The organism is Lysobacter sp. FW306-1B-D06B, assembly GCF_038446665.1.
In the GTDB taxonomy this organism is placed as follows: domain Bacteria; phylum Pseudomonadota; class Gammaproteobacteria; order Xanthomonadales; family Xanthomonadaceae; genus Lysobacter_J.
Genome location: NZ_CP151802.1, coordinates 1,797,058 through 1,819,342, shown reverse-complemented (window position 1 = coordinate 1,819,342; position 22,285 = coordinate 1,797,058). Strand labels below are relative to the sequence as shown.

The following is a 22,285-nucleotide window of genomic DNA, read 5'->3' as shown; positions in this document are numbered from 1 at the left end:
GCTGCGAATCGCGCCTCCACAATGCGTTGACCTATCGCGGGCCTCACGCCCTAAACTGTCCGCATGGAACGCAGTACCGACTACGCCTTCGACATCTCCGTGGCGACCCGCTACCTCGACGACCAGTCCGAGCCGGGCCAGGACCGCTATGTCTTCGCTTACACCATCAGCATCCGCAACAGCGGCAGCGTGCCCGCGCGCCTGACGCGCCGTCACTGGCTTATCACCGACGGCAACGGCAAGGTCCAGGAAGTCGAAGGCGAAGGCGTGGTGGGCGAACAGCCCTGGCTGCGCCCGGGCGATGATTTCGAATACACCTCCGGCGCCGTGCTGGAAACCACGCACGGCATGATGGAAGGCAGTTACACGATGGTCGGCGACGACGGCACTCCGTTCGAGGCGCCGATTCCCGCCTTCAGCCTGTCCGTGCCCCGCACGCTGCACTGACGGATACGCCATGAGCATCTGGGCCATCGGCGACCTGCAGGGCTGTTACGACGCGACGCAGCGGCTGCTGGAACGCATCGCGTTCGATCCCGCGCGCGACCAGCTATGGTTCTGCGGCGACCTCGTCAATCGCGGCGGGCAGTCGCTGGAGACGCTGCGGCTCGTGCATTCGCTGCGCGCGAACAGCGTGGTGGTGCTGGGCAACCACGACCTCTCGCTGCTGGCCATCGGCGAGCGGCGCGAGGACGAGCAGCGCAAGGTCAACCCCGACCTGCAGCGCATCGTGCTGGCCGAGGACCGCGACGAACTGCTGACCTGGCTGCGCACGCAGAAGCTCGTGCACGCCGATCGAAAGCTGGGCTGGATGATGGTGCACGCCGCGCTCGCGCCGCAGTGGACCACGCAGATGGCCGAGCGGTTCGCGCGCGAAGTGGAAGAGCGCCTGCACGGCGACCAGTTCCGCCGCTTGCTCAGGAACATGTACGGCGACAAGCCGGCATGGCATCCCAAGCTGGCCGGCATCGATCGCCATCGCGCGATCATCAACGTGTTCACGCGCCTGCGTTACTGCACGCCGCGCGGCCGCATTTCCTTCGAGGACAAGGGCAGCCCGGGCACGCAGCCGGTCGGTCTGTACCCGTGGTACGAAGTGCCCGGCCGCGCCGAACGCGACCTCAAGATCGTCTGCGGCCATTGGTCCACGCTGGGGCTGTTCATCGGCCACGGCGTGCACGCCATCGACACCGGCGCGGTGTGGGGCGGCAAGCTGACGGCGCTGCAGCTGGACACCGACGAGCTGCGCCTGGTGCAGGTGCCCGGTCGCGACGTGCCGGCACAGCCGCCGCGCCCGCGCCCGCCCTACCATCCCGACGACAAGCGCCCGCAGCGCCCGCGCCAGAACCACAACCAGAACGGTCAGCGTCGCCAGCAGGGGCGTCCGCAGCCGCGCACGGAAACGTCGACGCAAGGCGTGCCGGCGCAGACCGCACCGGTCGAACAGGACCACGATTGAATCCGCGCGCCGCTCAGGCGCGCGCGTAATCCACGAACTCGAACGCGAAGGCGTGCTTTGCATCGCTGTCGTGATGCTCTCGCGCGATCACGCGCCACTGCGATGCATCGAAGCGGGGAAAGAATGCGTGCGCATCGTCGACCACGGTGTCGACGTGCGTGAGGTACAGGTGCGTGGCCTCGGGCAGGCACAGCCCATAGACTTCGCCGCCGCCGATCACGCACAACTGCTCGGCGCCGTCTTCGACGGCCAGGCGCATCGCCTCGTCCAGCGACGCCACCGCCTGCATGCCCTCGAACGGCACCGTGCCCGAGCGCGTCAGCACCAGGTTGCGCCGCCCGGGCAATGCGCGGCCGAGCGACTGCGCCGTCTTGCGCCCCATCAGCACAGGTTTGCCGAGCGTGAGCGCCTTGAAGCGCTTGAGATCGCCGGGCAGGCGCCACGGCAGGTCGTTGTCGCGGCCGATGGCGCCATGGCGATCGAGCGCGGCAATGAGGACGACCGGGATCACGGCGTTGCCGTCTCCAGTGCAGCGATCGGCGCGGGAGCCGAATCGCTGCAAGCCAGCTGCATGCCTTCGATGGCCGGAACCAGCGCCTCGTGCAGTTGCGAATCGCGCGGATACAGAAGCGCGACTTGAGCAGTGCCGTGCGGGTACTCGATGACCCACGCGATCCGGCTTGCATCCTTGCGTTGCTTGTAGGGCCCCATGTAGCGCGTGGCGGAGCGGCCACCGATGGAGACGGTCTCGGTCGAGCGCACGTCCATGGAGCCGGTGGCCGCACCCAGCAGTCCGATCCTGCCGACCTTGCCCAGCCCCTTCTTGTCGAGCTCGGCGAACACGTTGGCATCGCACTGCTGCGTCAGCGCCAGCGCGAAGGGCTGGCCCTCGTGCAGCACGAAGATCTGGTGCACGGAGAACCCGCTCGCGCCCGGCGTGGTGGGAGCCTCTTCCTTGCCCAGCGCGTACCCCGGAGGCAGGTCGAACTGCCCCACGATGCCGTGCACCGTGCCTGTCCGCGTCGAAGCAGCGGGCGCCGCTTCCTGCGCGAGTGCCGATCCGGCCGCCAACGCCAGCAATCCCCACACTCCCCACATCCTTGTCTTCATCCCCTCTCCCCTTTGGTTACACCGCCACCGGCGCCTTGATGGCCGGCAGCGGGTCGTAATGCTCGATGGCGATGTCGTCGAAGGTGAAGCCGAAGATGTCCTTCACGTCCGGATTCAACCGTAGCTGCGGCAGCGCGCGCGGCGTGCGCGTGAGTTGTTCGCGCGCCTGGTCGAAGTGGTTCGAGTACAGGTGCGCATCGCCCAACGTGTGCACGAAATCGCCCACGCCCAGCCCGCACACCTGCGCCACCATCTGCGTGAGCAGCGCGTAGCTGGCGATGTTGAACGGCACGCCCAGGAAGATGTCGCCGCTGCGCTGGTAGAGCTGGCAGCTGAGCTTCCCGTTGGCCACGTAGAACTGGAACATCGTGTGGCACGGCATCAGCGCCATGTGCGGCAGGTCGGCGACGTTCCAGGCCGAGACGATCAGCCGGCGCGAATCGGGATTGCGCTTGATCTCCTCCACGACCCAGCGGATCTGGTCGATCTCGCTGCCGTCGCTGCCGGTCCAGCGGCGCCATTGCTTGCCGTAGACCGGGCCGAGTTCGCCGTCGGCATCGGCCCACTCGTCCCAGATGCTGACCTTGTTGTCCTTCAGGTAGGCGATGTTGGTCTCCCCCTGCAGGAACCACAGCAGCTCGTGCACGATCGAGCGCAGGTGCAGCTTCTTGGTCGTGACCAGCGGGAAGCCTTCGGACAAATCAAAACGCATCTGCCAGCCGAATACGCTGCGCGTGCCGGTGCCGGTGCGGTCGGCCTTGTCGGTGCCGTGTTCCAGCACATGGCGCAGCAGGTCGAGGTATTGCTTCATCGCGATCTCCGCTTACTTGACCGGCACGAAGGGCTGCGGCTCCAGCGTCGGCTGGCGACGCGACCACCACAGCCAGACCAGGCCCAGCGCAATCAGCGGCAGGCTCAGCACCTGCCCCATCGTCAGCCAGCCGAAGGCGAGGTAGCCGATCTGCGCATCGGGCACGCGGACGAACTCCACCAGGAACCGGAAGCAGCCGTACAGCAGCGCGAACAGGCCCGAGACCGCGTAGCGCGGTCGCGGCTTGCTCGAGAACCACCACAGGGCGAGAAACATCACCAGCCCCTCCAGCGCCGCCTGGTACAGCTGCGAAGGATGGCGCGCGAAGCGGTCCAGCGCGCCGGTCGCGAACTGTGCCTGCAACTGCGGCAGGCTCATCCCCGCGAACTCGGCTTCCGCGCGCGGAAAGATCACGCCCCAACCGGCCTGCGTGTACTTGCCCCAGAGCTCGCCGCCGATGTAGTTCCCCAGCCGGCCGAAGCCCAGTCCCGGCGGCACCAGCGGTGCGAGGAAATCGACCGTGTCCATCAGGTGCAGCTTGTGGCGATGCGACCACCACCATGCCGCCGCGACAACGCCGATCAGGCCGCCGTGGAAGCTCATGCCGCCTTCCCAGATGCGGAACAGCATGAGCGGGTCCTTCAACAGATCGCTGAAGGAATAGAAGAAGACATAGCCCAGCCGACCGCCCAGCACGACGCCGAGCATCGCGTAGAACAGCAGGTCGCCGTAGGACTGCTCGTTGACGCCCGGCAGGCGCCCGGCGCGCACGCGCAGGCGGCCCAGCCACCAGGCCGTGCCGAAGCCCAGCAGGTACATGATCCCGTACCAGTGCACCTGCAGCGGGCCGAGGTGGAAGGCGATCGGGTCGATCTGGTGCAGAACGGTCATGCGGCGGCTCGCGGAGGCGTCGCCGTATTGTGCCCGACGCGGACGGGCGACGGATTGCCGCAGATGCCGGCGGGTCTTCGCCGACAGCGTCCGTTCCGAGACGGTTCCGTAACGATCACCCTCCCCCTTGGCACAGGCCCGGGTTCGACGGACTGATCGACCTCACAGCACGTAAGGCAGGTCCGGCAGCTCGTTGACGTCGTGCGCGCCGTCCTCGCGCGGGAAGTGCTCGACCAGGATGGCGGTCATCGCCGCCACCCCCGCCAGCACGCCGGCTTCGGCCTCGCCCGCGCGCAGGCGCTCCTCGATCAGCTGGCACACGCCGCGCCATTGTTCGTCGCTGACGCGCCCCTGGAAGCCACGGTCGGCGACGATCTCGATCCGGTGGTCCGCCAGCAGCAGGTACAGCAGGACGCCATTGTTCGCGTGCGTGTCCCACACGCGCAGTTGGGCGAAGGCCTCGTGCGCACGGTCGCGCGCCTGCGCACCGGACAGCACCGCGCGCGGATGCAGGCCCGGTTCGACGGCGAAACAGATCTCGCCGGTGTGCAGCAGCTCGCTGTCGGCAATGGCCCGCGTGATGCGCTGCAGGCTGTCGCCGGGGAACAGGCGCTTGGCCGAGGGGGCGAACAGGTGCTTGAAGACTCTCATCGCCCGCTCCTCACCAGCTGCCGGAGGCGCCACCGCCTCCGCTCATGCCGCCGCCACCGCCCCAGCCGCCTCCGCCGCCGAAGCCCCCACCGCCACCGCCAAAGCCACCGCCGCCCCAACCGCCTCCGCCCCAGCCACCGTAACCGCGATCGCGCGCATAGCGACCGGTCGGCACCGCGGCCAGGCCGAAGAAGAAACCGATCAGCGCGCCGATGCCGCCGACGACCAGCACCGAGGAAATCAGCCACGCCACGCCGCCCGCGGCCGCGCCGCCGATCAGGCCGCGCAGCAGCGACGGCGCGCGCCCGAAGATGCCGCGCGCCACCTGCGCGACGATGAACGCCACGAACAGCGCGATCAGCCATCCGCTGCCGCCACCGCGGCGTTCGGCGCGGTGGTCGGCCATCGGCGCCGGCAGTGGCTCGCCGTCGATCAGTTTCACCAGCGCCGCACTCGCGTCGGTGATGCCGCCGCGGTAATCGCCCGCGCGGAATTTCGGCACCAGGTATTCCTGGATCACCCGCGCGGAGGTCGCGTCGGGAATCGCGCCTTCCAGCCCGTACCCGACTTCGATGCGCACGCGCCGGTCGTCCTTGGCGACCACCAGCAGCACGCCGTCGTCGACGCCCTTGCGCCCGATCTTCCACTGCTCGAAGGCACGCACCGAGTATTGCGCGATGTCCTCCGGCATCGTGGTCGGCACCACCAGCACCTGCAGCTGGCTGCCCTTGCGCTGCTGCAACGCGAGCGCCTGCGTTTCCAGCTGCTGCTCCGTCGCGGCGTCGAGCGTGCCGGTGGTGTCGATCACCGGCGAATCCAGCGGCGGAATCGGCGCCAGCTGCTGCGCCTGCGCGAAGGCGCAGGCGAGCATCAGCACGAGCGCGGCTACGGGCGCGCGCAGCACCGAGAAAACACGCCGGACATTCACGATGCGGCTCCGCGCCCGCGCATCAGCCATTCGACGGCGCGGGCTGCGGCGGCGGCGGGGTCTGCTGCGGTTGCGGCGGCTGCGCCGGCGCACCGAAGTCCACCTTCGGCGCGTCCTGGATCTGCGCTGCGTTCTCGACCGTGAAGTTGGGCTTGGGCTTGTAGCCGAAGACCATCGCGGTGAGGTTGGTCGGGAACTGGCGGATGTAGGTGTTGTAGTCCTGCACCGTCTGGATGTAACGCTGGCGTTCCACCGTGATGCGGTTCTCGGTGCCTTCCAGCTGCGCCTGCAATTGCAGGAAGTTCTGGTCGGCCTTGAGCTGCGGGTAGTTCTCGCTGACCACCAGCAGGCGGCCGATGGCGCTCTGCAATTCGCCCTGCGCCTGCTGGAACTGCGCCAGCGACGCCGGATCGTTGGCGTTGACGTTGATGCTGCCCACGCGCGAACGCGCCTCGGTGACCTGCGTGAGCACCTGCTGCTCGTGGCTGGCGTAGCCCTTCACGGTCGCCACGAGGTTGGGCACCAGGTCGGCGCGGCGCTTGTAGACGTTGAGCACCTGCGACCAGGCGGCGTTCACCGCTTCATCCTTCTGCTGGATGGTGTTGTAACCGCAGCCGCTCAACATCGCGACCGCAACGACCAGCACGAACGCTTGCACCAGACGGACCATGGGGGAACTCCTTCCGTGACGTTGGCCGGCATTGCACCACTGCACCGTGCGGCGCGCAATGGAGACGATGTGCACGCCCGCGCGAACGTTACGGGCGCGTTAGTGCGCCTGCGCAAACGAAAACGGCCTTCCCGGAGGAAGGCCGTTCGCGGCGACACCGGTGGGTGCGCGCTTATTCCGGCTGCAGGCGTGCCTGTGCGCGGCGCTTGGACCACAGGTTCAGGCACTCCACCAGCGCCGAGAAGCCCATCGCGCCGTAGATGTAGCCCTTCGGGATGTGCAGCTCGAAGCCGTCGGCGACCAGGTACACGCCCACCAGCACGATGAAGGCCAGCGCCAGCATCTTGATGGTCGGGTTGTGGTCGATGAACTGGCCCAGCGGCTTGGAGGCCAGCAGCATTACCGCCACGGCAAGCAGGATCGCCGCCACCATCACCGGCGTGTGGTTGGCCATGCCGACCGCGGCGATCACCGAGTCCAGCGAGAACACGATGTCGATCACCGCGATCTGCGCGATCACGGCCATGAACGACGCCTTGGGCTTGGTGTGGATGTCCTCTTCCTCGGACTCGCCGACGATGAGGTCCTTGATCTCCATCGTGCCCTTCACCAGCAGGAACGCGCCGCCCAGGATCAGCACCAGGTCGCGCACCGAGATGCCCTGGCCGAGCACGGTGAACAGGTCGTTGGTCAGTCCCGCCAGCCACGCCAGCGTCAGCAGCAGCGCGATTCGCGTGATGCACGCCACCGCGATGCCGAACTTGCGCGCCTTCTCGCGCTGCGCGTACGGCAGCTTGCTGACCGCAATGGAGATGAAGACGAGGTTGTCGATGCCGAGCACGATTTCGATCGCGCTCAAGGTCACGAGGGTGATCCACACATGCGGATCGGTCAGCAGCTCAATCACTTCGGGTTCCTACCTGGTCAGATCAGTCGGGGCAGCAGGATCGCGCCCCAGGTCAGCACTACGTTCATCATCACCACGAACACCGCGGCCGAGCCCATGTCCTTGGCGCGGCCGGCCATCTCGTGGAATTCGGCGCCATAGCGTTCGATCACCGCCTCAACCGCCGAGTTGAGCAGCTCCACGCTCAACACCAGCAGCATCGAGCCGATCATCAGCACGCGCTCCACCGGGGTCTGTCCGAGCCACCAGCCCACCGGGGCCAGGATGACGAACAGGTAGACCTCCAGGCGGAAGGAGGATTCGTGCAGCCATGCGGCGCGCAGGCCCTGCATGGACCACATGGTGGCTTTGGCGATGCGCGCGGGACCGCGCGGCAGGTGTCCGAATTCGTCGGCCATGCGTGAGACTCAGGCCGCGTACCGGGCGCGAACCCGGCCTGGCACCACGGAAGCCGGACGGGGATTCCCGGACGGCGTGCACACGGCTTGGGTCGGATCTGCGATCGGCATGGAGGCGTTCGTGGACGTGAAGGGGTCGCGGGCGGGCCGCGACTGGGGGCCGATTTTGCCACAAAGCCCCGCCCTCGCCCCGGGCCGTCGGTTGGGGCCGGGCGCTGTCATGCCCCCGTAGCGGCTTCTTCGCGCCCCGTTAGCGACGCACGGCCTAGCCTGAGCGGCCCGTCCGGAGCGCTTCGCCATGTCCCGCTGCGCGTTGCTGGCCCGCCTGGAAGCCAAACCCGGCAAGGAAGAGGAGCTCGAACGGTTCCTGCGCGGCGCCCTGCCGCTCGCCGAAGCCGAGCCCGGAACGCGGACCTGGTTCGCGCTGCGCTTTGGCCCGACGTCGTTCGGCATCTACGACACCTTCGACACCGAGGCCGGTCGCCAGGCGCACCTGGACGGGCCGATCGCCGCGGCGTTGATGGAGCGCGCCGACGAGCTGCTGTCGCGCCCCCCGCAGATCGACCGCGTCGACCTGCTCGCCAGCAAGCTGCCGCACTGATTCCACCCCGGGGCGGCGCATGCCGCCCACCCCCGACCATGGAGGCCGAGATGAGCGTTCCCGCTACGCCCGAGGGTTACCACAGCGTCACCCCGTACCTGGTTGTCGACGACGCGAAGGCGGCGCTCGACTTCTACCGCGACGCGCTCGGCGCGGAAGAGATCTTCCGCCTGCCGATGGGCGACAAGATCGGCCATGCGGAAATCCGCATCGGCAATTCCATGCTGATGTTGTCGGACGAATGGCCGGACATGGACGCCTACGGCCCCAAGCACCGCGGCGGCGCGACCGCCACGTTCGTCATTTACGTGCCGGACGTGGATGCGTCGTTCGACCGCGCGGTGAAGGCCGGCGCCAAGGTCGACCGCCCGCTCAACAACGAGGCCTGGGGCGACCGCATGGGCACCGTGGTGGATCCGTTCGGGCACAAGTGGAGCCTGGCGACGCACATCGAGGACGTGTCGCCGGAGGAACTCAAGCGGCGCATGGACGAGTGGATGAAGCAGCAGGCGGGGCTGACCGCCTAGCGCGCCCCCCATTGCGATGCCGGCAAAGCCCCTCTCCCACCGGGAGAGGGGTTGGGGTGAGGGGCAACGAAGTGGCGGCGATGCCGCTCGTAATGCATCGCCGCGCTTGCCGATGTTCGCCAAATGGGTAGTGCGGCTGTGCGTCCGCCGGAATGACGAGATGCGGTGGCAGGCGTGATGCCGGCCTACGCCGGGATGACGGTATCCCTCACTCGCCCTCGTGAATCGCCGTCCCGCGACTGCCATCGGGCTTGATCCACCCGCGGAACATGCTGCCGCTGTTGAACGGCATCGCGATGTTGCCGTCCTTGTCCAGCGCGATCGCGCCGCCATCGCCGCCCGCGGCGGGCACGACCTTGTTCACCACCTCGTTCGCGGCGACCTCGAGCGAATCGCCGCGATACGCCATGCGCGCGCAGATGTCGTGCGCGACCGCGTTGCGGATGTAGAACTCGCCCCAGCCCGTGCCCGACACGCCGCAGCGGTCGTCCGCCCAGGTACCCGCGCCGATGATCGGCGCGTCGCCCACGCGGCCCCACTTCTTGTTGGTCATGCCACCGGTGCTGGTGGCGGCTGCGATGTGCCCCTGCGCATCCAGGGCGACCGCGCCGACGGTGCCGAAATACGTCGGCGCTTCCATCGTCCCGTTGTACGCCTCGCGCTTGCCCTTGGCGGCTTCCTCGCGCTGCGCCTTCTCCAGCTGCTGGCGACGCTTTTCGGTGTCGAAGTAGCTGTTGGGCACGCGTTCGATCTCCGGATGCGCGTCCGCGAAGGCTTCCGCTCCGCCACCGGCGAGCATCACGTGCGGGCTCTTCTCCATCACCGTGCGCGCGAGCTTGATCGGATTCTTGATTGTCGTGACGCCCGCCACGGCGCCCGCGCGGCGCGTGTGCCCTTCCATGATCGAAGCGTCGAGCTCGTGCCCGCCCTTGGCGTTGAACACCGCGCCCTTGCCGGCGTTGAACTGCGGCGCGTCCTCCATCACCACGACAGCGGCGGTCACCGCATCGAGCGCGGAACCGCCGCGCTGCAGCACGGCGTTGCCGGCGTCCAGCGCGCGGTTCAACGCCGCATGGTAGGCGCGGCGCTCCTCGTCGCTGATCGCGTCCTTCGGCACGAAACCCGCGCCGCCGTGGATGACCAGCGCCGTCTTCGGCGTGGCGGAGGATTCGGCGGCGTGAGCGTTGAAGGTCATGGCGATGAGGGCAAGCATCGGGATGAACAGGCGCATGCGAGCGGAGACCGTGATCAGGGCCCTCGAGAATAGCGTCTGAGGAGGCTTTTCAGACATATCCGATGGCCGCGGCTCACCGCCACCCCCGATGCTGGCAGCCTTCGCGCAACGAGTGATTTCGCCAAGCGCAGACGAACACCTCTCTCAGGTTACGGCGCATTCCACGCGCGCGCCGGCCCCCACACCCAAGGAGCCCGAGTCATGCATCCCATTCTCGTAACCTTGCTCGTCGTGGGCGCGGGCGACTACACGCCCCCACCGCCGGAGGCGCCCGAATGGGCGTACTACCAATGCATGATCGAAAACTCCAGCAAGTACGCGCGCAAGACATCGCTGGCGGAAGAGGCGATCACTGCGGCTCGGGCGTCGTGCCATTCCCTGCGTGAGGAACTGCTGGCCCGCTTGTATATGGACGCCTACGAATTCCAGAATTCGGAAAGCAGCAAGCGTTCGTCGGCACACTTGCTGCGCAGGATCGATGGCCAGCTGTACCCCTTCTTCGTCAAGGCGGCGCTCGATTCGAAGTAGTGCACAACGGCTACTGCTGCCGCAACGCCTCGATCGGATCCAGCTGCGAAGCCTTGCGCGCCGGGTAATAGCCGAAGAACAGGCCGGTCATGATCGAGAACGTGGCGGCCAGCGCGATCACCTGGCCGTTGAGCGCCACCGGCAGGTCGCTGAACTTCCCGACCAGCAGCGCGCCCACCACGCCAATGACGATACCCAGCACGCCGCCGCCCAGCGAAAGCAACATCGCCTCGGCGAGGAACTGCCGGCGCACGTCCGATGGACCCGCGCCGACCGCCATGCGCAGGCCGATCTCGCGGATTCGCTCGGTCACCGAGACGAGCATGATGTTCATGATGCCGATGCCGCCGACGATCAACGAGATCGTCGCCACCGCGCCGAGCAGCAGCGACATCAGCCGCGTCGTCGCCGTGCGCGTGGCGACGATCTCGGAAATGTTGCGAACGTTGAAGTCGTCTTCCTCGCCCGGCTTGATGCGATGGCGCTGGCGCAGCAGGCCCTCCACTTCGCCCTGCGCGTAGGACAGGTCCTTCGCGTCGGACACGGTCAGCGCGATCTGCATCACCGCGCCCGACGGCAGGCCCATCGCGCCCATCAGGCGGCGGCGCGCGGTTTCCAGCGGCACCATCACCACATCGTCCTGGTCCTGGCCGAACCCGCCCTGCCCCTTGGGCTTGAGCGTGCCGACCACGGTGAACGGCACGCGGCCCAGGCGGATCGTCTGACCGATGCCCGGCTCGTCGCCGAACAACGTGCGCCGCACCGTTTCGCCCAGGATCACGGTCTTGCCTGCGCTGGTGTAGTCCTGCGCATCGAAGCCCTGGCCGTTGGCGATCACCCAACCGTTGATGTCGAAGAAGTCCGCCTGCACGCCCTGCCAGCTGGTGGAGGCGTTGTTCTCCGCGTACACCACCTGCGTGTTGCCGCGCAGCGCGCCGGCGACGTACTGCACTTCGGGGATCTCGCTGCGGATCGCGTCGACGTCGCCCTCGTTGAGCGTGAAAAAGCTCGCCGAGCTCATGCGCACGCCGCCACCGCCGCGGCCCGCGCCGGGGCTGATGTCCAGGCGCTGCGAGCCCAGTCCGGAGACCATCTTGTCGATTTCCTGCTGCGTGCCCTGCCCCACCGACACCATCACGATCACCGCCGCGATGCCGATGATCACGCCCAGCGAAGTCAGCGCGCTGCGCATCCAGTTGCCGCGCAACGCGTAGATGGCGGTGCGCAGGATGTCGGAGAAGTTCATGGTGTGTGGCCGGGATTCGTGATTCGGGATTCGGGATTCGCAAAAGCGGGGCTCAGGAGCGTCATGGCGCTTCTCCCAATCCCGAATCCCGACTCCCGAATCCCGGCTCTTCATGCATCTGGCCATCGCGCATCACGTAGATGCGGTCGGCGTGCGCGGCCACGTCGGCGTCGTGGGTGATCAGCACCACGGTGTGGTCCTCGTCGCGCAGCCGCTTGAACAACGCGAGGATCTCCTCGCCGGTCTTGCTGTCGAGCGCGCCGGTGGGTTCGTCGGCGAGCAGGATCGGCGGCCGGTTGATCAGCGCGCGCGCGATCGCCACGCGCTGCTGCTGACCGCCGGAGAGTTCGCTCGGACGATGGCCGACGCGCTCGCCCAGGCCCACCGCGACCAGCGCCTCGCGCGCACGCTCGATGCGCTCGTGCGGCGGCACGCGCGCGTAGCCCAGCGGCATCGCCACGTTGTCCAGCGCGCTCATGCGCGGCAGCAGGTTGAAGCCCTGGAAGACGAAGCCGATCTTGTCCAGACGCAGCGTCGCCAGTTCCTCGGCGTCGAGCGTGGACACGTCCACGCCGTCGCATTCGTAGCTGCCCGAGGTGGGCGTATCCAGGCAGCCGATCAGGTTCATCAGGGTCGATTTGCCCGAGCCCGACGGCCCCATGATCGCGACGAACTCGCCGCGGTCGATGCGCAGGTCCACGTCGCGCAGCGCCTGCACTTCGGCCTCGGTGTGCGCGGAGTAGGTCTTGCACAGCGCACGGGTGAGGATGACCGGCGTCGCCGCCGGCGCGCGCGCCGTGCGCCCGATTGCGTCGTCGCGGGTCCCGCTCATTCGCGCGCCTTCTCGCCGGTGACGATCGGGTCGCCGGCCTTCAGGCCGCCGCCGGAGATCTCCGTGCTGGTGCCATCGCTGGGCCCCAGGCGCACGGTCACCGCAACGGGCTGGCCGCCGTCGAGCTTGTAGAGCTGCACGCGCTTGGCGTTGAACAGGCCCGACAGCGTGGCGTCCCACTGCTTCTTCTGCGCGTCGTCGAGCGAAGCGCGGAAGGTGCCGAAGTCTTCCTTGAAGCGCTCGGCCATGCGCTGACGCATCTGCGCCTGGTTGTTGCCAGAACCGGGGCCGCCCATCACCACCATGCCGCCCGGACCGCCGCGACCACCACCACCGCCGCCGAACAGGCGGTTGCCGCCGCCCTGCTGCGTCGCCTGCGCCTGGCGCGCGGCCTGGCGTGCGCGGACGGCCTCGATCGCGGTGTCGAAGGCCGCCTGCTGGTCGGCGTTCAACTTCATCGCGGTGGCCGTGCGCGTCAGATCGTCCAGCATGCCCGTGCCGCCGCGCGGGCCACCGGCCTGCGGCGCCGCGCCCGGTGCGTTCTGGCCGGCATCCGCGGGCTTGTAGCGCAGCGCGGCGTTGGAGACCTTCAGCACGTCGTCGCGCTGGCTGACTTCGATTTCGGCGTTGACCGTCAGGCCCGGCAGCAGCGTGCCGTCGCTGTTGTCGACGGTGACGACGACGGGATAAGTCACCACGTTGTTCGTCGTCGTGGCCGACAGGCGGACCTGCTCGACGGTGCCGCGGAACTGGCGGTCCGGGAACGCATCGACGGTGAAGGAGACGTTCTGCCCGGCCTTGACCTGGCCGATGTCGGCCTCGTCCACCGCCAGCTCGATCTTCATCTTCGCCAGATCCTCGGCGATGGTGAACAACTCCGGCGCCTGCAGGCTGGCCGCGACCGTCTGGCCGGGCTCGATGCTGCGCGTGAGCACCACGCCGTCCACCGGCGAGCGGATCACGGTGCGATCCAGGTTCACCTGCGTGGTCTGCGTGGACGCGGTCTGCTGGCGGATCGAGGCCTGCGCCGCGTTGACCTGTGCGCGGGCCTGGTCAAGCGTGGCCTTCGCCAGGTCGACATCGCTGCGCGCGACCAGCTGGCGCGCGCCGAGGTCTGCCTTGCGCTTGTAGTCCAGCTCGGCGTTGAGCAGCGTCGCCTGCGCCTGGTTGAGCGAGGCGTGCGCGCTTGCGATCTGCGCGTTGCCCTGGGCGATCTGTGCCTCGTAGGTCTTCGGGTCGATGCGGGCGATGATCTGGCCCTTCTTCACCTCGTCGTTGTAGTCCACCAGTACGTCGGTGACCTGACCGGACACCTGGCTGCCGACGGTGACGGTGGAGATCGCGCTGAGCGTGCCGGTGGAGGAGATCGCGACGCGGATGTCGCCGCGTTCCACCGGCACGGTGCGATAGGCCCCGGCGGAGGCTTCCGCGCCGCGCTGGCGATAGAGATAGACGCCGCCCGCCACGAGGGCGAGCACCACGGCGGCGGCGATGCCATGGCGGATCCAGGGCGTGGGCTTGCGGGCGTTGCGGGACGACGGGCGGGCTGCGCTCATGAGGCTCGCTTCAAGGGTTCTGCCGGCGCAAACGCACCGGGGGCGCCTGCGTTGACAACCGCGGCGCCGATTCGTTCATTGGAGGATCGTGTCACGGCCGCCACCGGCGGCCAACGTTAAGGATGCACGAACGCACGTTCGCGTCGCGGGGCGATCAACGCGCGAAGCGGATCACCGCCGTCGTGCCCTGCCCCGGCGCGCTGGCCAGGCTCACCGGCCAGCCGAAGCGTTCGCCCAGGCGTCGCACGATCGACAACCCCATACCCTTGCCGTCGCTGTCGGCCGAATCGGCGCGGAAGAACGGGTCGAACGCCTTGGCCAGGATTTCCGGCGACATGCCGATGCCGCTGTCGCGGATCACCACGCGGTCGGGCATCAGGCGGATTTCGATCTCGCCCGATTCGGTGAACCGCACCGCGTTGCCCAGCAGGTTGCCGACCATTACCCGCAGCACGTGCGGCGGTGCGATCAGGCGCGGGGCGCCTTCGTCGTGCAGGCTCACGCTCACCGGGCGATCGCTCAGCAACGGGCGGATGCGATCCACTTCGGCGCTCACGATGTCGCGCACCTCGAACTCCTCGCTCTGCGGCGCCACGTCGGCCTCGCGCGCGAGGATGAGGAAGGCCTCGATCACCGCCTCCATGTCGCGCCCCGCCTGCTGGATGCGCGAAAGCGAACGCCGCGTGCGCGGGCTGTTCTCGTTGTCGGCCAGCATCAGATCGGTGGCGACGCGGATGACGGTGAGCGGCGTGCGCAGTTCGTGGCTGGCATCGCGGGTGAAGTTGCGCTCGCGCTGGACGAAATCGCCCACGCGCTGCGACAACCCGGTGAGCGCGCGCGAGAGCTTGCGCACTTCATCGCCCGCCTCGGCCGGCAGGTGCGCGGTGGCGATCGCGCTGGCATCGGGATCGCGCGGGTCCCAGTGCGCGACCTGGTTCGCCAGCCAGCTCACCGGCGTGACCATGCGCTTGGACGTGCGGTACGTCAGCCAGATCAGCACGCCGCTGGTCACCAGCGACAGCAACAGCGAGACCAGGCCGGTGAACAACACCGACTGGTCCGCCAGCCACGCCGAGAAGATCAGGTACAAGGTGCCCTGCGGTCGGCGGTCGACGTAGACCAGCCGCCCGCTTTCCGGCAGGCGCTGCACGCCCGTGCCGGTGACGTCGCGCAGCTCGGCCGGCAGTTGCGGTTGCAGGTTGCCCGGGATCACCAGGTAGCTCGACATCGTCGAGCTGCTGGGCAGCCGATGCGTCGGGTCCTGTTCGTAGGCGCGCCAGAACGCCGCCGCCTCCTGCGCCACGCGCTGCTCCACGACCTTCTGGCGCACGACGATGCCGGTGAGCAGGATGCCCACCGTGATCACGATGCTGCCGATCAACGCCTGCGTGATGAACGCAAGTTTGATCCTGCGCGGAAGTCCGTGCGCCATGGCGTTCCCGCGCCGCCTACTCGGGCGGCTGCGATATGTCGGCCACGCGATAACCCGCGCTCTGCACGGTGTGCAGCAGCTGCTTGTCGAACGGCTTGTCGATGGTCTTGCGCAGGTTGTAGAGGTGACTGCGCAGCGTGTCCGAGTCGGGCAGCCCGTTGCCCCAGATCTCGCGTTCGATCTCCTGCCGGCTGACCACGCGCGGCGATTCGCGCATGAGGATCGTCAGCAGGCGAAGTCCGATGGGCGAGAGCTGCAACTCGCTGCCGCCGCGAGTGACGCGCAGGCTGGCCGGATCGAGCACCAGATCGGCGACCTTCAGCACTTCGCCGCCGACCTGCCGGCGCTCGCGGCGGATCAGGGCGCGCAGGCGCGCTTCCAGTTCCTGGATCGCGAACGGCTTGGTCAGGTAATCGTCGGCCCCGGCGCCCAGTCCGGTGAGCTTCTCGTCCAGCGTGTCACGCGCGGTGAGCATCAGCACCGGCGTGGACTTGCGCGCCTCCTCGCGCAGCTTCTTGCACAGCTCCACGCCGTCCATGCGCGGGAGCATCAAGTCGAGCACGATGACGTCGTAGTTGTTCTCCGTCGCCAGGCGATAGCCGTCAAGGCCGTCGCTGGCATAGTCGACTTCGAACCCCCGGCCTTCGAGGTATTCGCCGACCATTTCCGAGATGTTGCGGTTGTCTTCGACAATGAGGACCAGGCCGCCGTCCCTTGTTCCGGTACCCTGCATGCAAAAACCCTCCCGACGCTTCAGCTTTGTGAAGGCTGCCGGGCCGCCGGTGGAGGGACCGTGAAGGCCCACCACAAAACCTGAACGAAACCCTAGCGATTCCTTCTCATGCCCCTGGACCGCATCCTCCCCATCGCCCTGCTGCTGGGCTCGAACATCTTCATGACCTTCGCTTGGTACGGGCACCTGAAGTACAAGTCCGCGCCGCTGATGCTGGCGATCTTCGCCAGCTGGGGCATCGCGTTCTTCGAGTACTGCCTGATGGTGCCCGCCAACCGGATGGGCAGCTCAGTCTACTCGGCGCCCCAGCTCAAGGGCATGCAGGAGGTCATCACCCTGCTGGTCTTCGCGGGCTTCTCGGCCTGGTACCTGGACCAGCCGCTGAAGTGGAACCACTGGGCCGGCTTCGCGCTGATCGCGGTGGCGGCGTGGTTGATCTTTCTGGAGTGAGGTCCGGTGTTGGCCTTCTCCCCTTGCGGGAGAAGGTGCCGACGGGCGGAAGAGGGCGCGCGCAGCGCGGACTTGTGCCCCCTCTCCCTGGCCGCATTCGGCGGCCTGTCCCTCTCAGCTCTGCACTCCCTTCGGTCGCCGAAAGGGGAGAGGGAAAACAGAAATCAGAACCGTATCCTCCCGCTCAAGATGTCCTTGAACATCACCCAGTCGCCGACGAACGAATAGAACGGGTGCTTGAACGTCGCCGGCCGGTTCTTCTCGAAGAAGAAGTGCCCGACCCAGGCGAAACCGTAGCCGCACACCAGCGCCGCCAGCAGCCACCACGCATTGCGCTGCACGATCGCGGTCGCCAGCAGCGCCAGCACGCCGCAACTGCCGATGAAATGCAGTCGCCGACTGGTGCGGTGGCTGTGTTCGCTGAGGTAGAACGGGTAGAACTCGCGGAAGCTGGCGAAGCGCGACATGTCGTCCTCCGTGGCTGACCGCTCAGGCCTTTTCGGCGGCCTTGGCGCGATCCCAGAGGCGATCCTGCGCTTCCAGCGAAAGCCCGGCAAGCGGGGTCCCGTCGGCCTCGGCCAGCGCCTCCATCGCGCGGAAGCGGCGCTCGAACTTGAGGTTCGCCCGGCGCATCGCCGCGCCCACGTCCACCTGCGCGTGACGCGCGAGGTTGGCGCAGACGAACAGCACGTCGCCGATCTCGTCCTCCAGCCGGTCCCGCGCCGCGGCGTCCTGCGGATCGGCGTCCAGTGCGGCGAACTCCACCCGCACCTCGTCGATCTCCTCGTGCAGCTTGGCGATCACCGGCGTGACGTCGGGCCAGTCGAAGCCCACGCGCGCGGCGCGCTTCTGCAATTTCACCGCGCGCTGCCACTCGGGCAGGCCGCGTGCGATGCCGGCGAGCGCGGAACGGTCCTCATGGCCGCTGGCCTCGCGCTCGCGGCGCTTCTGTTCTTCCCATGCGACGGTCTGCGCGTCCGCGTCCTCGACCGACGCATCGCCGAAGACATGCGGATGCCGGCGCACCATCTTGTCGCAGATCGCCGCGACCACGTCGCCGAACGCGAATGCGCCCTGCTCGTTCGCCATCTGCGCATGGAAGACCACCTGCAGCAGCAGGTCGCCCAGTTCGTCCTTCAGATCGACCAGGTCGCCGCGGTCGATCGCGTCGGCGACTTCGTACGCTTCCTCGATCGTGTACGGCGCGATCGTGGCGAAGTCCTGCTCCAGGTCCCACGGGCACCCGCCGTTCGGGTCGCGCAGGCGGGCCATGATGTTCAAAAGGGTATGGACATCACGGAAATCGAAGCTACTGAGTGACGTCATCGCAGTTCACGGAGTCAGGGAAGCGAACCCGAACAGTACGTCATCCAATGCCGTCCTGCGGTGCTGCTTTATCGGCAATGGCATGCGCCTGGGCGTCCTTCTTCTTGTCCAGCCACTCGGTGCGGAGCATCCAATACACCAAAGCCACGGACACGCCGTACCAACCGAAGAACAAGATACCGGCCAAGAGGACGAGGACTGCTTCCGCCGCCGCACGCCATCCGGACTGCTGTGCAGCCAGATGCGAGCGCCCGACAACAAGCGTCGGTCCCAAGATGAGTATCAGCACGACAACAAGCATGATCAATGTGATGGGCATGGCGCGCGCAGCTGGATCAGGAAGTGATCCATTCTTGCCACGGCAGCGACCGATCGCCCAACGCGACGAAGTCGCCGTTGAGGATCCGCTCGCGCTGGTTGTAGCGGAACGGTCGGCCCAGCGGATCCAGCACCGCGCCGCCCGCGCCTTCCAGCACGCACTGGCCGGCGGCGGTGTCCCATTCGCTGGTCGGGCCGAAGCGCGGATACACGTCGAGCGTGCCGTCGGCGAGCTTGCAGAACTTGAGCGACGAACCCAGCCCCAACGGCTCCGTCTCGCCCATGCGGTCGATGAAGGCCTGCGTGCGCGTGTCGCGGTGCGAACGGCTGGCGGCCACGCGCAGCGGCGCGGTCGCCGGCGCGCGGACGTGCAATGCCGATTCCTGCGTGCCTTTGCGAAGGAACGCGCCCAGCTCGGCGCCGCCGTGCCACAGCTCGCCCGTCACCGGCGCCTGCACCACGCCGAACACGGCCACGCCGTCCTCGATCAGCGCGATGTTCACCGTGAACTCACCGTTGCGCTTGACGAACTCGCGCGTGCCGTCGAGCGGATCGACCAGCCAAAGCCGCGACCACTGGCGGCGCATCGCCGTCGGCACTTCGTGCGCGGATTCCTCCGACAACACGGGAATGTCCGGCGTGATGCGCGCCAGTCCATCGACGATGCAGCGGTGCGCGGCCAGGTCGGCGGCGGTGAGCGGCGAATCGTCGTCCTTGTGCTGGACGGCGAACTCGCTGTCGTAGATGCCCAGGATCGCGGAAGCGGCGTCGTGCGCCAGCGCGATCACCTCCTCGCGCAGTGCGGCAGGAATCATTGCGTGTGCGTCCTCAGCCATTCGCGGGCGATGAAAAGAGCGGCGATGCTGCGGCCTTCGGAGAAGTCCTCGCGCAGGATCAGCTCGTGCAGACGATCGAGCTTCCACGGCACCACTTCGAGTTCCTCCGGCTCATCGCCCGGCAGGCGCTCGGGATAGAGATCGCGCGCCAGCACCAGGTGCGCCTGGTGGCTCATGTACGTGGGCGCCAGCGTGAGCGCGCGCAGCACCTGGATGTCGCGCGCGCCGTAGCCGGCTTCTTCCTTCAGCTCGCGGTCGGCGGCCTGGACGGGCGTCTCGCCGGCGTCGATGCGGCCTTTCACCAGGCCCAGTTCGTAACGGTGCACGCCGGCCGCGTACTCGCGCACCAGCAGCACGGTCTCATCGTCCAGCATCGGCACCACCACGACCGCGCCGTGGCCGCGTCCATGCAAGCGCTCGTAATGGCGGCGCTCGCCGTTGGCGAACTCCAGGTCGAGGCGTTCGAGCCGGTACGGTCCGGCATCGTGTTCGGTGATGCGATGGATGGTGGGCAGGCGACGCGACATGCGGGATTCCGGAAGGGATGCTGGCCCGCGTGGCGCTCGGCATTGGATGCCCGCGTACTGCGGCGGACATCTGGACCTCGGCCCGGGCCGGCCCGGTGTGCGGGGCTAGAATGGCGGGATGCAGCGATTCGACAACATCATAGCGCGCGCCGACGCGGACGCCGTCGCAGACACCTGGCGCGAGCGCGACCTCGCCGTGCTCTGGCACCCGTGCACGCAGATGCGCGAACACCCCCACACCCTTCCCCTGCTCCCGATCGAACGCGGTGAAGGCGCCTGGCTGGTCGGACGCGACGGCCGTCGCTACCTCGATGCCATCAGCAGCTGGTGGACCAACCTGTTCGGCCACGCCGAGCCGCGCATCGCCGCGGCCATCGCCCGGCAGGCGACCACGCTGGAGCATGTGATCCTTGCCGGCGTCTCGCACGCGCCGGCGGTGGAACTTGCGGAGAAACTGCTCGCCATCGCCCCGCGCGAGGCCGGCCGCGAACCGCTGGCGAAGGTGTTCTACGCCGACAACGGCTCGGCGGGCGTGGAAGTCGCGCTGAAAATGGCCTTCCACTGGTTCCGCAACCGCGGCATCGAAGGACGCACCAAGTTCATCGCGCTCGACAACGGCTATCACGGCGAAACGCTGGGCGCGCTGGCGGTCGGCGACATCCCGCTCTACCGCCGCGTGTATGCGCCGCTGCTGGCCGAAGCGCTGTTCGCGCCCTCGCCCGACGCCTACCTGTGCGAGCCGGGCGAATCGCCCGCCGATCGCGCGCAGCGCGCCGCCGATGCGCTGGCGACGCTGCTGGAACGCCATGCCGGCGAGGTCTGCGCGCTCATCATGGAGCCGCGGGTGCAGTGCGCCGGCGGAATGCGCATGCACGATCCGCGGTACCTCAGGCGCGTGCGCGAGTTGTGCGATGCGCACGGCGTGTTCCTGATCGCCGACGAGATCGCCGTGGGTTTCGGCCGCACCGGGACGTTGTTCGCATCGGAGCAGTCGGGCGTGCAGCCGGACCTGATGTGCCTGTCGAAAGGCCTCACCGGCGGCGCGCTGCCGCTGGCGGCCGTGCTGGCGACGCAGTCCATCTACGACGGCTTCCTCGACGATTCGCGCGAGAAGGCCTTCCTGCATTCGCACAGCTACACCGGCAATCCGCTGGCGTGCGCGGCGGCGCTCGCGTCCATGTCGATCCTGGAGGAGGACGACGTGATCGCGCGCAACCGCGGAACCGCCGCGCGCATGGCCGCGTTGTCGGCGCCCTTCAGCGATCACCCGCACGTCGCCGACGTGCGCCAGGCCGGCATGATCGTCGCGTTCGAGCTGACGCAGAACGGCGACAAGCGCACGCCCTTCGATGCCGCCGCGCGCATCGGCCTGCGCGCCTACCGCGCCGCCCTGCAACGCGGCGTGCTGCTGCGTCCGCTGGGCGACGTGCTGTACTGGATGCCGCCGTACTGCGTCGACGACGACGCATTGCGCCTGCTTGCCGACACCACGCGCGCGGCCATCGACCACGCCATCGAGGAGGCCGCATGCGCCTGACCCGCGTCCATGTCGACGAACCGCTGCGCGCCGGCGCGGAGATCGCCCTGCCCGAAAGCGCCGCCGCCCACCTGGGCCGCGTGCTGCGCTTGGGCGTGGGCGATGCCTGCGTGCTGTTCAATGGCGACGGCCACGACTACGCCGCGCGCATCGTCGCGATGAGCAAGCGCGAGCTGCGCGTGGCGATCGACTCGGCCGAATCGGTGTCGCGCGAATCGTCGTTGAAGCTCGTGCTGCTGCAGGGCGTGGCGCGCGGCGAGAAGATGGACCTGATCCTGCAGAAGGCGACGGAACTGGGCGCGACCGCGTTCCATCCGCTGTGGTCGCAGCGCAGCGAAGTGAAGCTGGACGAAGCACGCGCGGAGAAGCGCCTGGCGCACTGGCGCAGCGTGGTGTCGTCGGCGTGCGAACAGAGCGGGCGCGCGTTCGTGCCGGACGTCGCCGCACCGGTGTCGCTGGCGGCGGCGCTGGGGTCGCTCGAGACCGGTGGAACAAGGCTGATCCTCGATCCCGACGGCGAGTTCGCGTTCGGCACGCTGGCGTTCGATGCATCCCAGCCCGTGTACCTCGCCATCGGCCCGGAAGGCGGCTGGTCGCCGCAGGATCGCGAGCAACTGCGCGCGAGCGGATTCCATGGGCTGCGACTGGGCCCGCGCATCCTGCGCACGGAGACGGCCGGACTGGCGGCCATCGCGGCCTTGCAGGCGCGCTTCGGGGATTTCGCCTGAGGCATCGAAGCGGCGCCGATGCGCGCGCCGCTCCCGTTCCGCACCGCCG

The 22,285-nt window shown here is 68.2% G+C and carries 28 protein-coding genes; 8 read left to right on the top strand and 20 right to left on the bottom strand.

Annotation, left to right across the window (positions count from 1 at the left end; all coding sequences use genetic code 11):
* Positions 1 to 63: 63 nt before the first annotated feature.
* Positions 64 to 447 carry a Co2+/Mg2+ efflux protein ApaG gene (gene apaG, locus AAFF32_RS08375; RefSeq protein WP_216959902.1) on the top strand — a complete coding sequence of 128 codons (384 nt, stop codon included), beginning with the start codon at positions 64 to 66 and terminating at the stop codon, positions 445 to 447.
* A 10-nt stretch (positions 448 to 457) separates the two neighbouring features.
* Positions 458 to 1,459: a symmetrical bis(5'-nucleosyl)-tetraphosphatase gene (locus AAFF32_RS08370; protein WP_216959906.1), complete on the top strand. Its 1,002-nt coding sequence runs from the start codon at positions 458 to 460 to the stop codon at positions 1,457 to 1,459.
* Between the two features lie 13 nt (positions 1,460 to 1,472).
* Here AAFF32_RS08370 and AAFF32_RS08365 read toward each other — a convergent pair whose 3' ends face one another.
* From AAFF32_RS08365 to AAFF32_RS08325, 9 genes are all read right to left on the bottom strand, one after another.
* Positions 1,473 to 1,967, bottom strand: a complete 495-nt coding sequence (locus AAFF32_RS08365) for a dihydrofolate reductase (protein WP_342317256.1) — start codon at positions 1,965 to 1,967, stop codon at positions 1,473 to 1,475.
* Positions 1,967 to 2,569 (bottom strand): hypothetical protein, encoded by a 603-nt coding sequence (locus AAFF32_RS08360; RefSeq protein WP_342317045.1) that lies wholly within the window; start codon positions 2,567 to 2,569, stop codon positions 1,967 to 1,969. The genes AAFF32_RS08365 and AAFF32_RS08360 overlap by 1 nt, the downstream gene beginning before the upstream one ends.
* A gap of 16 nt (positions 2,570 to 2,585) precedes the next feature.
* Positions 2,586 to 3,380, bottom strand: coding sequence for a thymidylate synthase (locus AAFF32_RS08355; protein WP_342317044.1), 795 nt, complete (start codon positions 3,378 to 3,380; stop codon positions 2,586 to 2,588).
* A 12-nt stretch (positions 3,381 to 3,392) separates the two neighbouring features.
* Positions 3,393 to 4,271, bottom strand: a complete 879-nt coding sequence (gene lgt, locus AAFF32_RS08350) for a prolipoprotein diacylglyceryl transferase (protein WP_216959916.1) — start codon at positions 4,269 to 4,271, stop codon at positions 3,393 to 3,395.
* A 162-nt stretch (positions 4,272 to 4,433) separates the two neighbouring features.
* A complete protein-coding gene (locus tag AAFF32_RS08345) occupies positions 4,434 to 4,922 on the bottom strand; it encodes a TPM domain-containing protein (RefSeq protein WP_216959918.1) in 489 nt (162 codons plus the stop codon).
* A 10-nt stretch (positions 4,923 to 4,932) separates the two neighbouring features.
* Positions 4,933 to 5,793: a TPM domain-containing protein gene (locus AAFF32_RS08340; RefSeq protein WP_342317255.1), complete on the bottom strand. Its 861-nt coding sequence runs from the start codon at positions 5,791 to 5,793 to the stop codon at positions 4,933 to 4,935.
* Positions 5,794 to 5,872: 79 nt separating this feature from the next.
* Positions 5,873 to 6,520: a LemA family protein gene (locus AAFF32_RS08335; RefSeq protein WP_216959922.1), complete on the bottom strand. Its 648-nt coding sequence runs from the start codon at positions 6,518 to 6,520 to the stop codon at positions 5,873 to 5,875.
* Positions 6,521 to 6,692: 172 nt separating this feature from the next.
* The gene (locus AAFF32_RS08330; protein ID WP_216959925.1) at positions 6,693 to 7,427 is read right to left on the bottom strand and encodes a TerC family protein; all 735 of its coding nucleotides are present in this window, start codon (positions 7,425 to 7,427) and stop codon (positions 6,693 to 6,695) included.
* 17 nt (positions 7,428 to 7,444) lie between these two features.
* Entirely contained in the window at positions 7,445 to 7,825 is a 381-nt protein-coding gene (locus tag AAFF32_RS08325; protein WP_216959928.1) for a diacylglycerol kinase, read from the bottom strand.
* Positions 7,826 to 8,123: 298 nt separating this feature from the next.
* Between AAFF32_RS08325 and AAFF32_RS08320 the strand changes: the two genes are divergently transcribed.
* Together AAFF32_RS08320 and AAFF32_RS08315 are read left to right on the top strand one after the other, a co-directional pair.
* Positions 8,124 to 8,426 (top strand): antibiotic biosynthesis monooxygenase, encoded by a 303-nt coding sequence (locus AAFF32_RS08320; RefSeq protein ID WP_216959931.1) that lies wholly within the window; start codon positions 8,124 to 8,126, stop codon positions 8,424 to 8,426.
* A 50-nt stretch (positions 8,427 to 8,476) separates the two neighbouring features.
* Complete coding sequence (locus tag AAFF32_RS08315; RefSeq protein WP_216959934.1) at positions 8,477 to 8,953, top strand: VOC family protein; 477 nt, start codon at positions 8,477 to 8,479, stop codon at positions 8,951 to 8,953.
* 208 nt (positions 8,954 to 9,161) lie between these two features.
* Here the strand turns inward: AAFF32_RS08315 and AAFF32_RS08310 are convergent, their stop codons facing one another.
* On the bottom strand, positions 9,162 to 10,184 hold the full coding sequence (locus tag AAFF32_RS08310) for an isoaspartyl peptidase/L-asparaginase (RefSeq protein ID WP_342317043.1): 1,023 nt from the start codon (positions 10,182 to 10,184) through the stop codon (positions 9,162 to 9,164).
* Between the two features lie 204 nt (positions 10,185 to 10,388).
* Here AAFF32_RS08310 and AAFF32_RS08305 point away from each other — a divergent pair, with 204 nt between their 5' ends.
* The gene (locus tag AAFF32_RS08305; RefSeq protein ID WP_216959940.1) at positions 10,389 to 10,715 is read left to right on the top strand and encodes a hypothetical protein; all 327 of its coding nucleotides are present in this window, start codon (positions 10,389 to 10,391) and stop codon (positions 10,713 to 10,715) included.
* A 10-nt stretch (positions 10,716 to 10,725) separates the two neighbouring features.
* On the opposite strand, the gene AAFF32_RS08300 is transcribed toward AAFF32_RS08305, so the two are convergent.
* The 5 genes from AAFF32_RS08300 to AAFF32_RS08280 all read right to left on the bottom strand — a co-directional run bounded on the left by AAFF32_RS08300 (position 10,726) and on the right by AAFF32_RS08280 (position 16,514).
* Positions 10,726 to 11,961 (bottom strand): ABC transporter permease, encoded by a 1,236-nt coding sequence (locus tag AAFF32_RS08300; RefSeq protein ID WP_342317042.1) that lies wholly within the window; start codon positions 11,959 to 11,961, stop codon positions 10,726 to 10,728.
* A gap of 61 nt (positions 11,962 to 12,022) precedes the next feature.
* Positions 12,023 to 12,793, bottom strand: coding sequence for an ABC transporter ATP-binding protein (locus AAFF32_RS08295; protein WP_216959945.1), 771 nt, complete (start codon positions 12,791 to 12,793; stop codon positions 12,023 to 12,025).
* Positions 12,790 to 14,349 carry an efflux RND transporter periplasmic adaptor subunit gene (locus tag AAFF32_RS08290; protein WP_342317041.1) on the bottom strand — a complete coding sequence of 520 codons (1,560 nt, stop codon included), beginning with the start codon at positions 14,347 to 14,349 and terminating at the stop codon, positions 12,790 to 12,792. The genes AAFF32_RS08295 and AAFF32_RS08290 overlap by 4 nt, the downstream gene beginning before the upstream one ends.
* A 154-nt stretch (positions 14,350 to 14,503) precedes the next feature.
* A complete protein-coding gene (locus AAFF32_RS08285) occupies positions 14,504 to 15,781 on the bottom strand; it encodes a HAMP domain-containing sensor histidine kinase (RefSeq protein ID WP_216959950.1) in 1,278 nt (425 codons plus the stop codon).
* Positions 15,782 to 15,797: 16 nt separating this feature from the next.
* Entirely contained in the window at positions 15,798 to 16,514 is a 717-nt protein-coding gene (locus AAFF32_RS08280) for a response regulator transcription factor (protein ID WP_115843669.1), read from the bottom strand.
* A 108-nt stretch (positions 16,515 to 16,622) separates the two neighbouring features.
* On the opposite strand from AAFF32_RS08280, the gene AAFF32_RS08275 reads away from it, so the two are divergent.
* On the top strand, positions 16,623 to 16,964 hold the full coding sequence (locus tag AAFF32_RS08275; RefSeq protein WP_216959953.1) for a DMT family protein: 342 nt from the start codon (positions 16,623 to 16,625) through the stop codon (positions 16,962 to 16,964).
* A gap of 164 nt (positions 16,965 to 17,128) precedes the next feature.
* Here AAFF32_RS08275 and AAFF32_RS08270 read toward each other — a convergent pair whose 3' ends face one another.
* The 5 genes from AAFF32_RS08270 to nudE are packed head-to-tail and all read right to left on the bottom strand — an operon-like array spanning position 17,129 to position 19,971.
* On the bottom strand, positions 17,129 to 17,431 hold the full coding sequence (locus AAFF32_RS08270) for a DUF962 domain-containing protein (protein WP_216959956.1): 303 nt from the start codon (positions 17,429 to 17,431) through the stop codon (positions 17,129 to 17,131).
* A gap of 22 nt (positions 17,432 to 17,453) precedes the next feature.
* Positions 17,454 to 18,290 carry a nucleoside triphosphate pyrophosphohydrolase gene (gene mazG, locus AAFF32_RS08265; RefSeq protein WP_216959958.1) on the bottom strand — a complete coding sequence of 279 codons (837 nt, stop codon included), beginning with the start codon at positions 18,288 to 18,290 and terminating at the stop codon, positions 17,454 to 17,456.
* 40 nt (positions 18,291 to 18,330) lie between these two features.
* Positions 18,331 to 18,609, bottom strand: coding sequence for a hypothetical protein (locus tag AAFF32_RS08260; RefSeq protein WP_216959961.1), 279 nt, complete (start codon positions 18,607 to 18,609; stop codon positions 18,331 to 18,333).
* A 16-nt stretch (positions 18,610 to 18,625) separates the two neighbouring features.
* Positions 18,626 to 19,423, bottom strand: a complete 798-nt coding sequence (gene cysQ / locus AAFF32_RS08255) for a 3'(2'),5'-bisphosphate nucleotidase CysQ (protein WP_342317040.1) — start codon at positions 19,421 to 19,423, stop codon at positions 18,626 to 18,628.
* A complete protein-coding gene (gene nudE, locus AAFF32_RS08250) occupies positions 19,420 to 19,971 on the bottom strand; it encodes an ADP compounds hydrolase NudE (protein WP_216959967.1) in 552 nt (183 codons plus the stop codon). Before nudE ends, cysQ begins: the two co-directional genes overlap by 4 nt.
* Before the next feature lie 118 nt (positions 19,972 to 20,089).
* Here nudE and bioA point away from each other — a divergent pair, with 118 nt between their 5' ends.
* Complete coding sequence (gene bioA, locus AAFF32_RS08245; RefSeq protein ID WP_216959970.1) at positions 20,090 to 21,508, top strand: adenosylmethionine--8-amino-7-oxononanoate transaminase; 1,419 nt, start codon at positions 20,090 to 20,092, stop codon at positions 21,506 to 21,508.
* Positions 21,499 to 22,236: a 16S rRNA (uracil(1498)-N(3))-methyltransferase gene (locus AAFF32_RS08240; RefSeq protein ID WP_216959971.1), complete on the top strand. Its 738-nt coding sequence runs from the start codon at positions 21,499 to 21,501 to the stop codon at positions 22,234 to 22,236. The genes bioA and AAFF32_RS08240 overlap by 10 nt, the downstream gene beginning before the upstream one ends.
* The last annotated feature ends 49 nt before the right edge of the window (positions 22,237 to 22,285 follow it).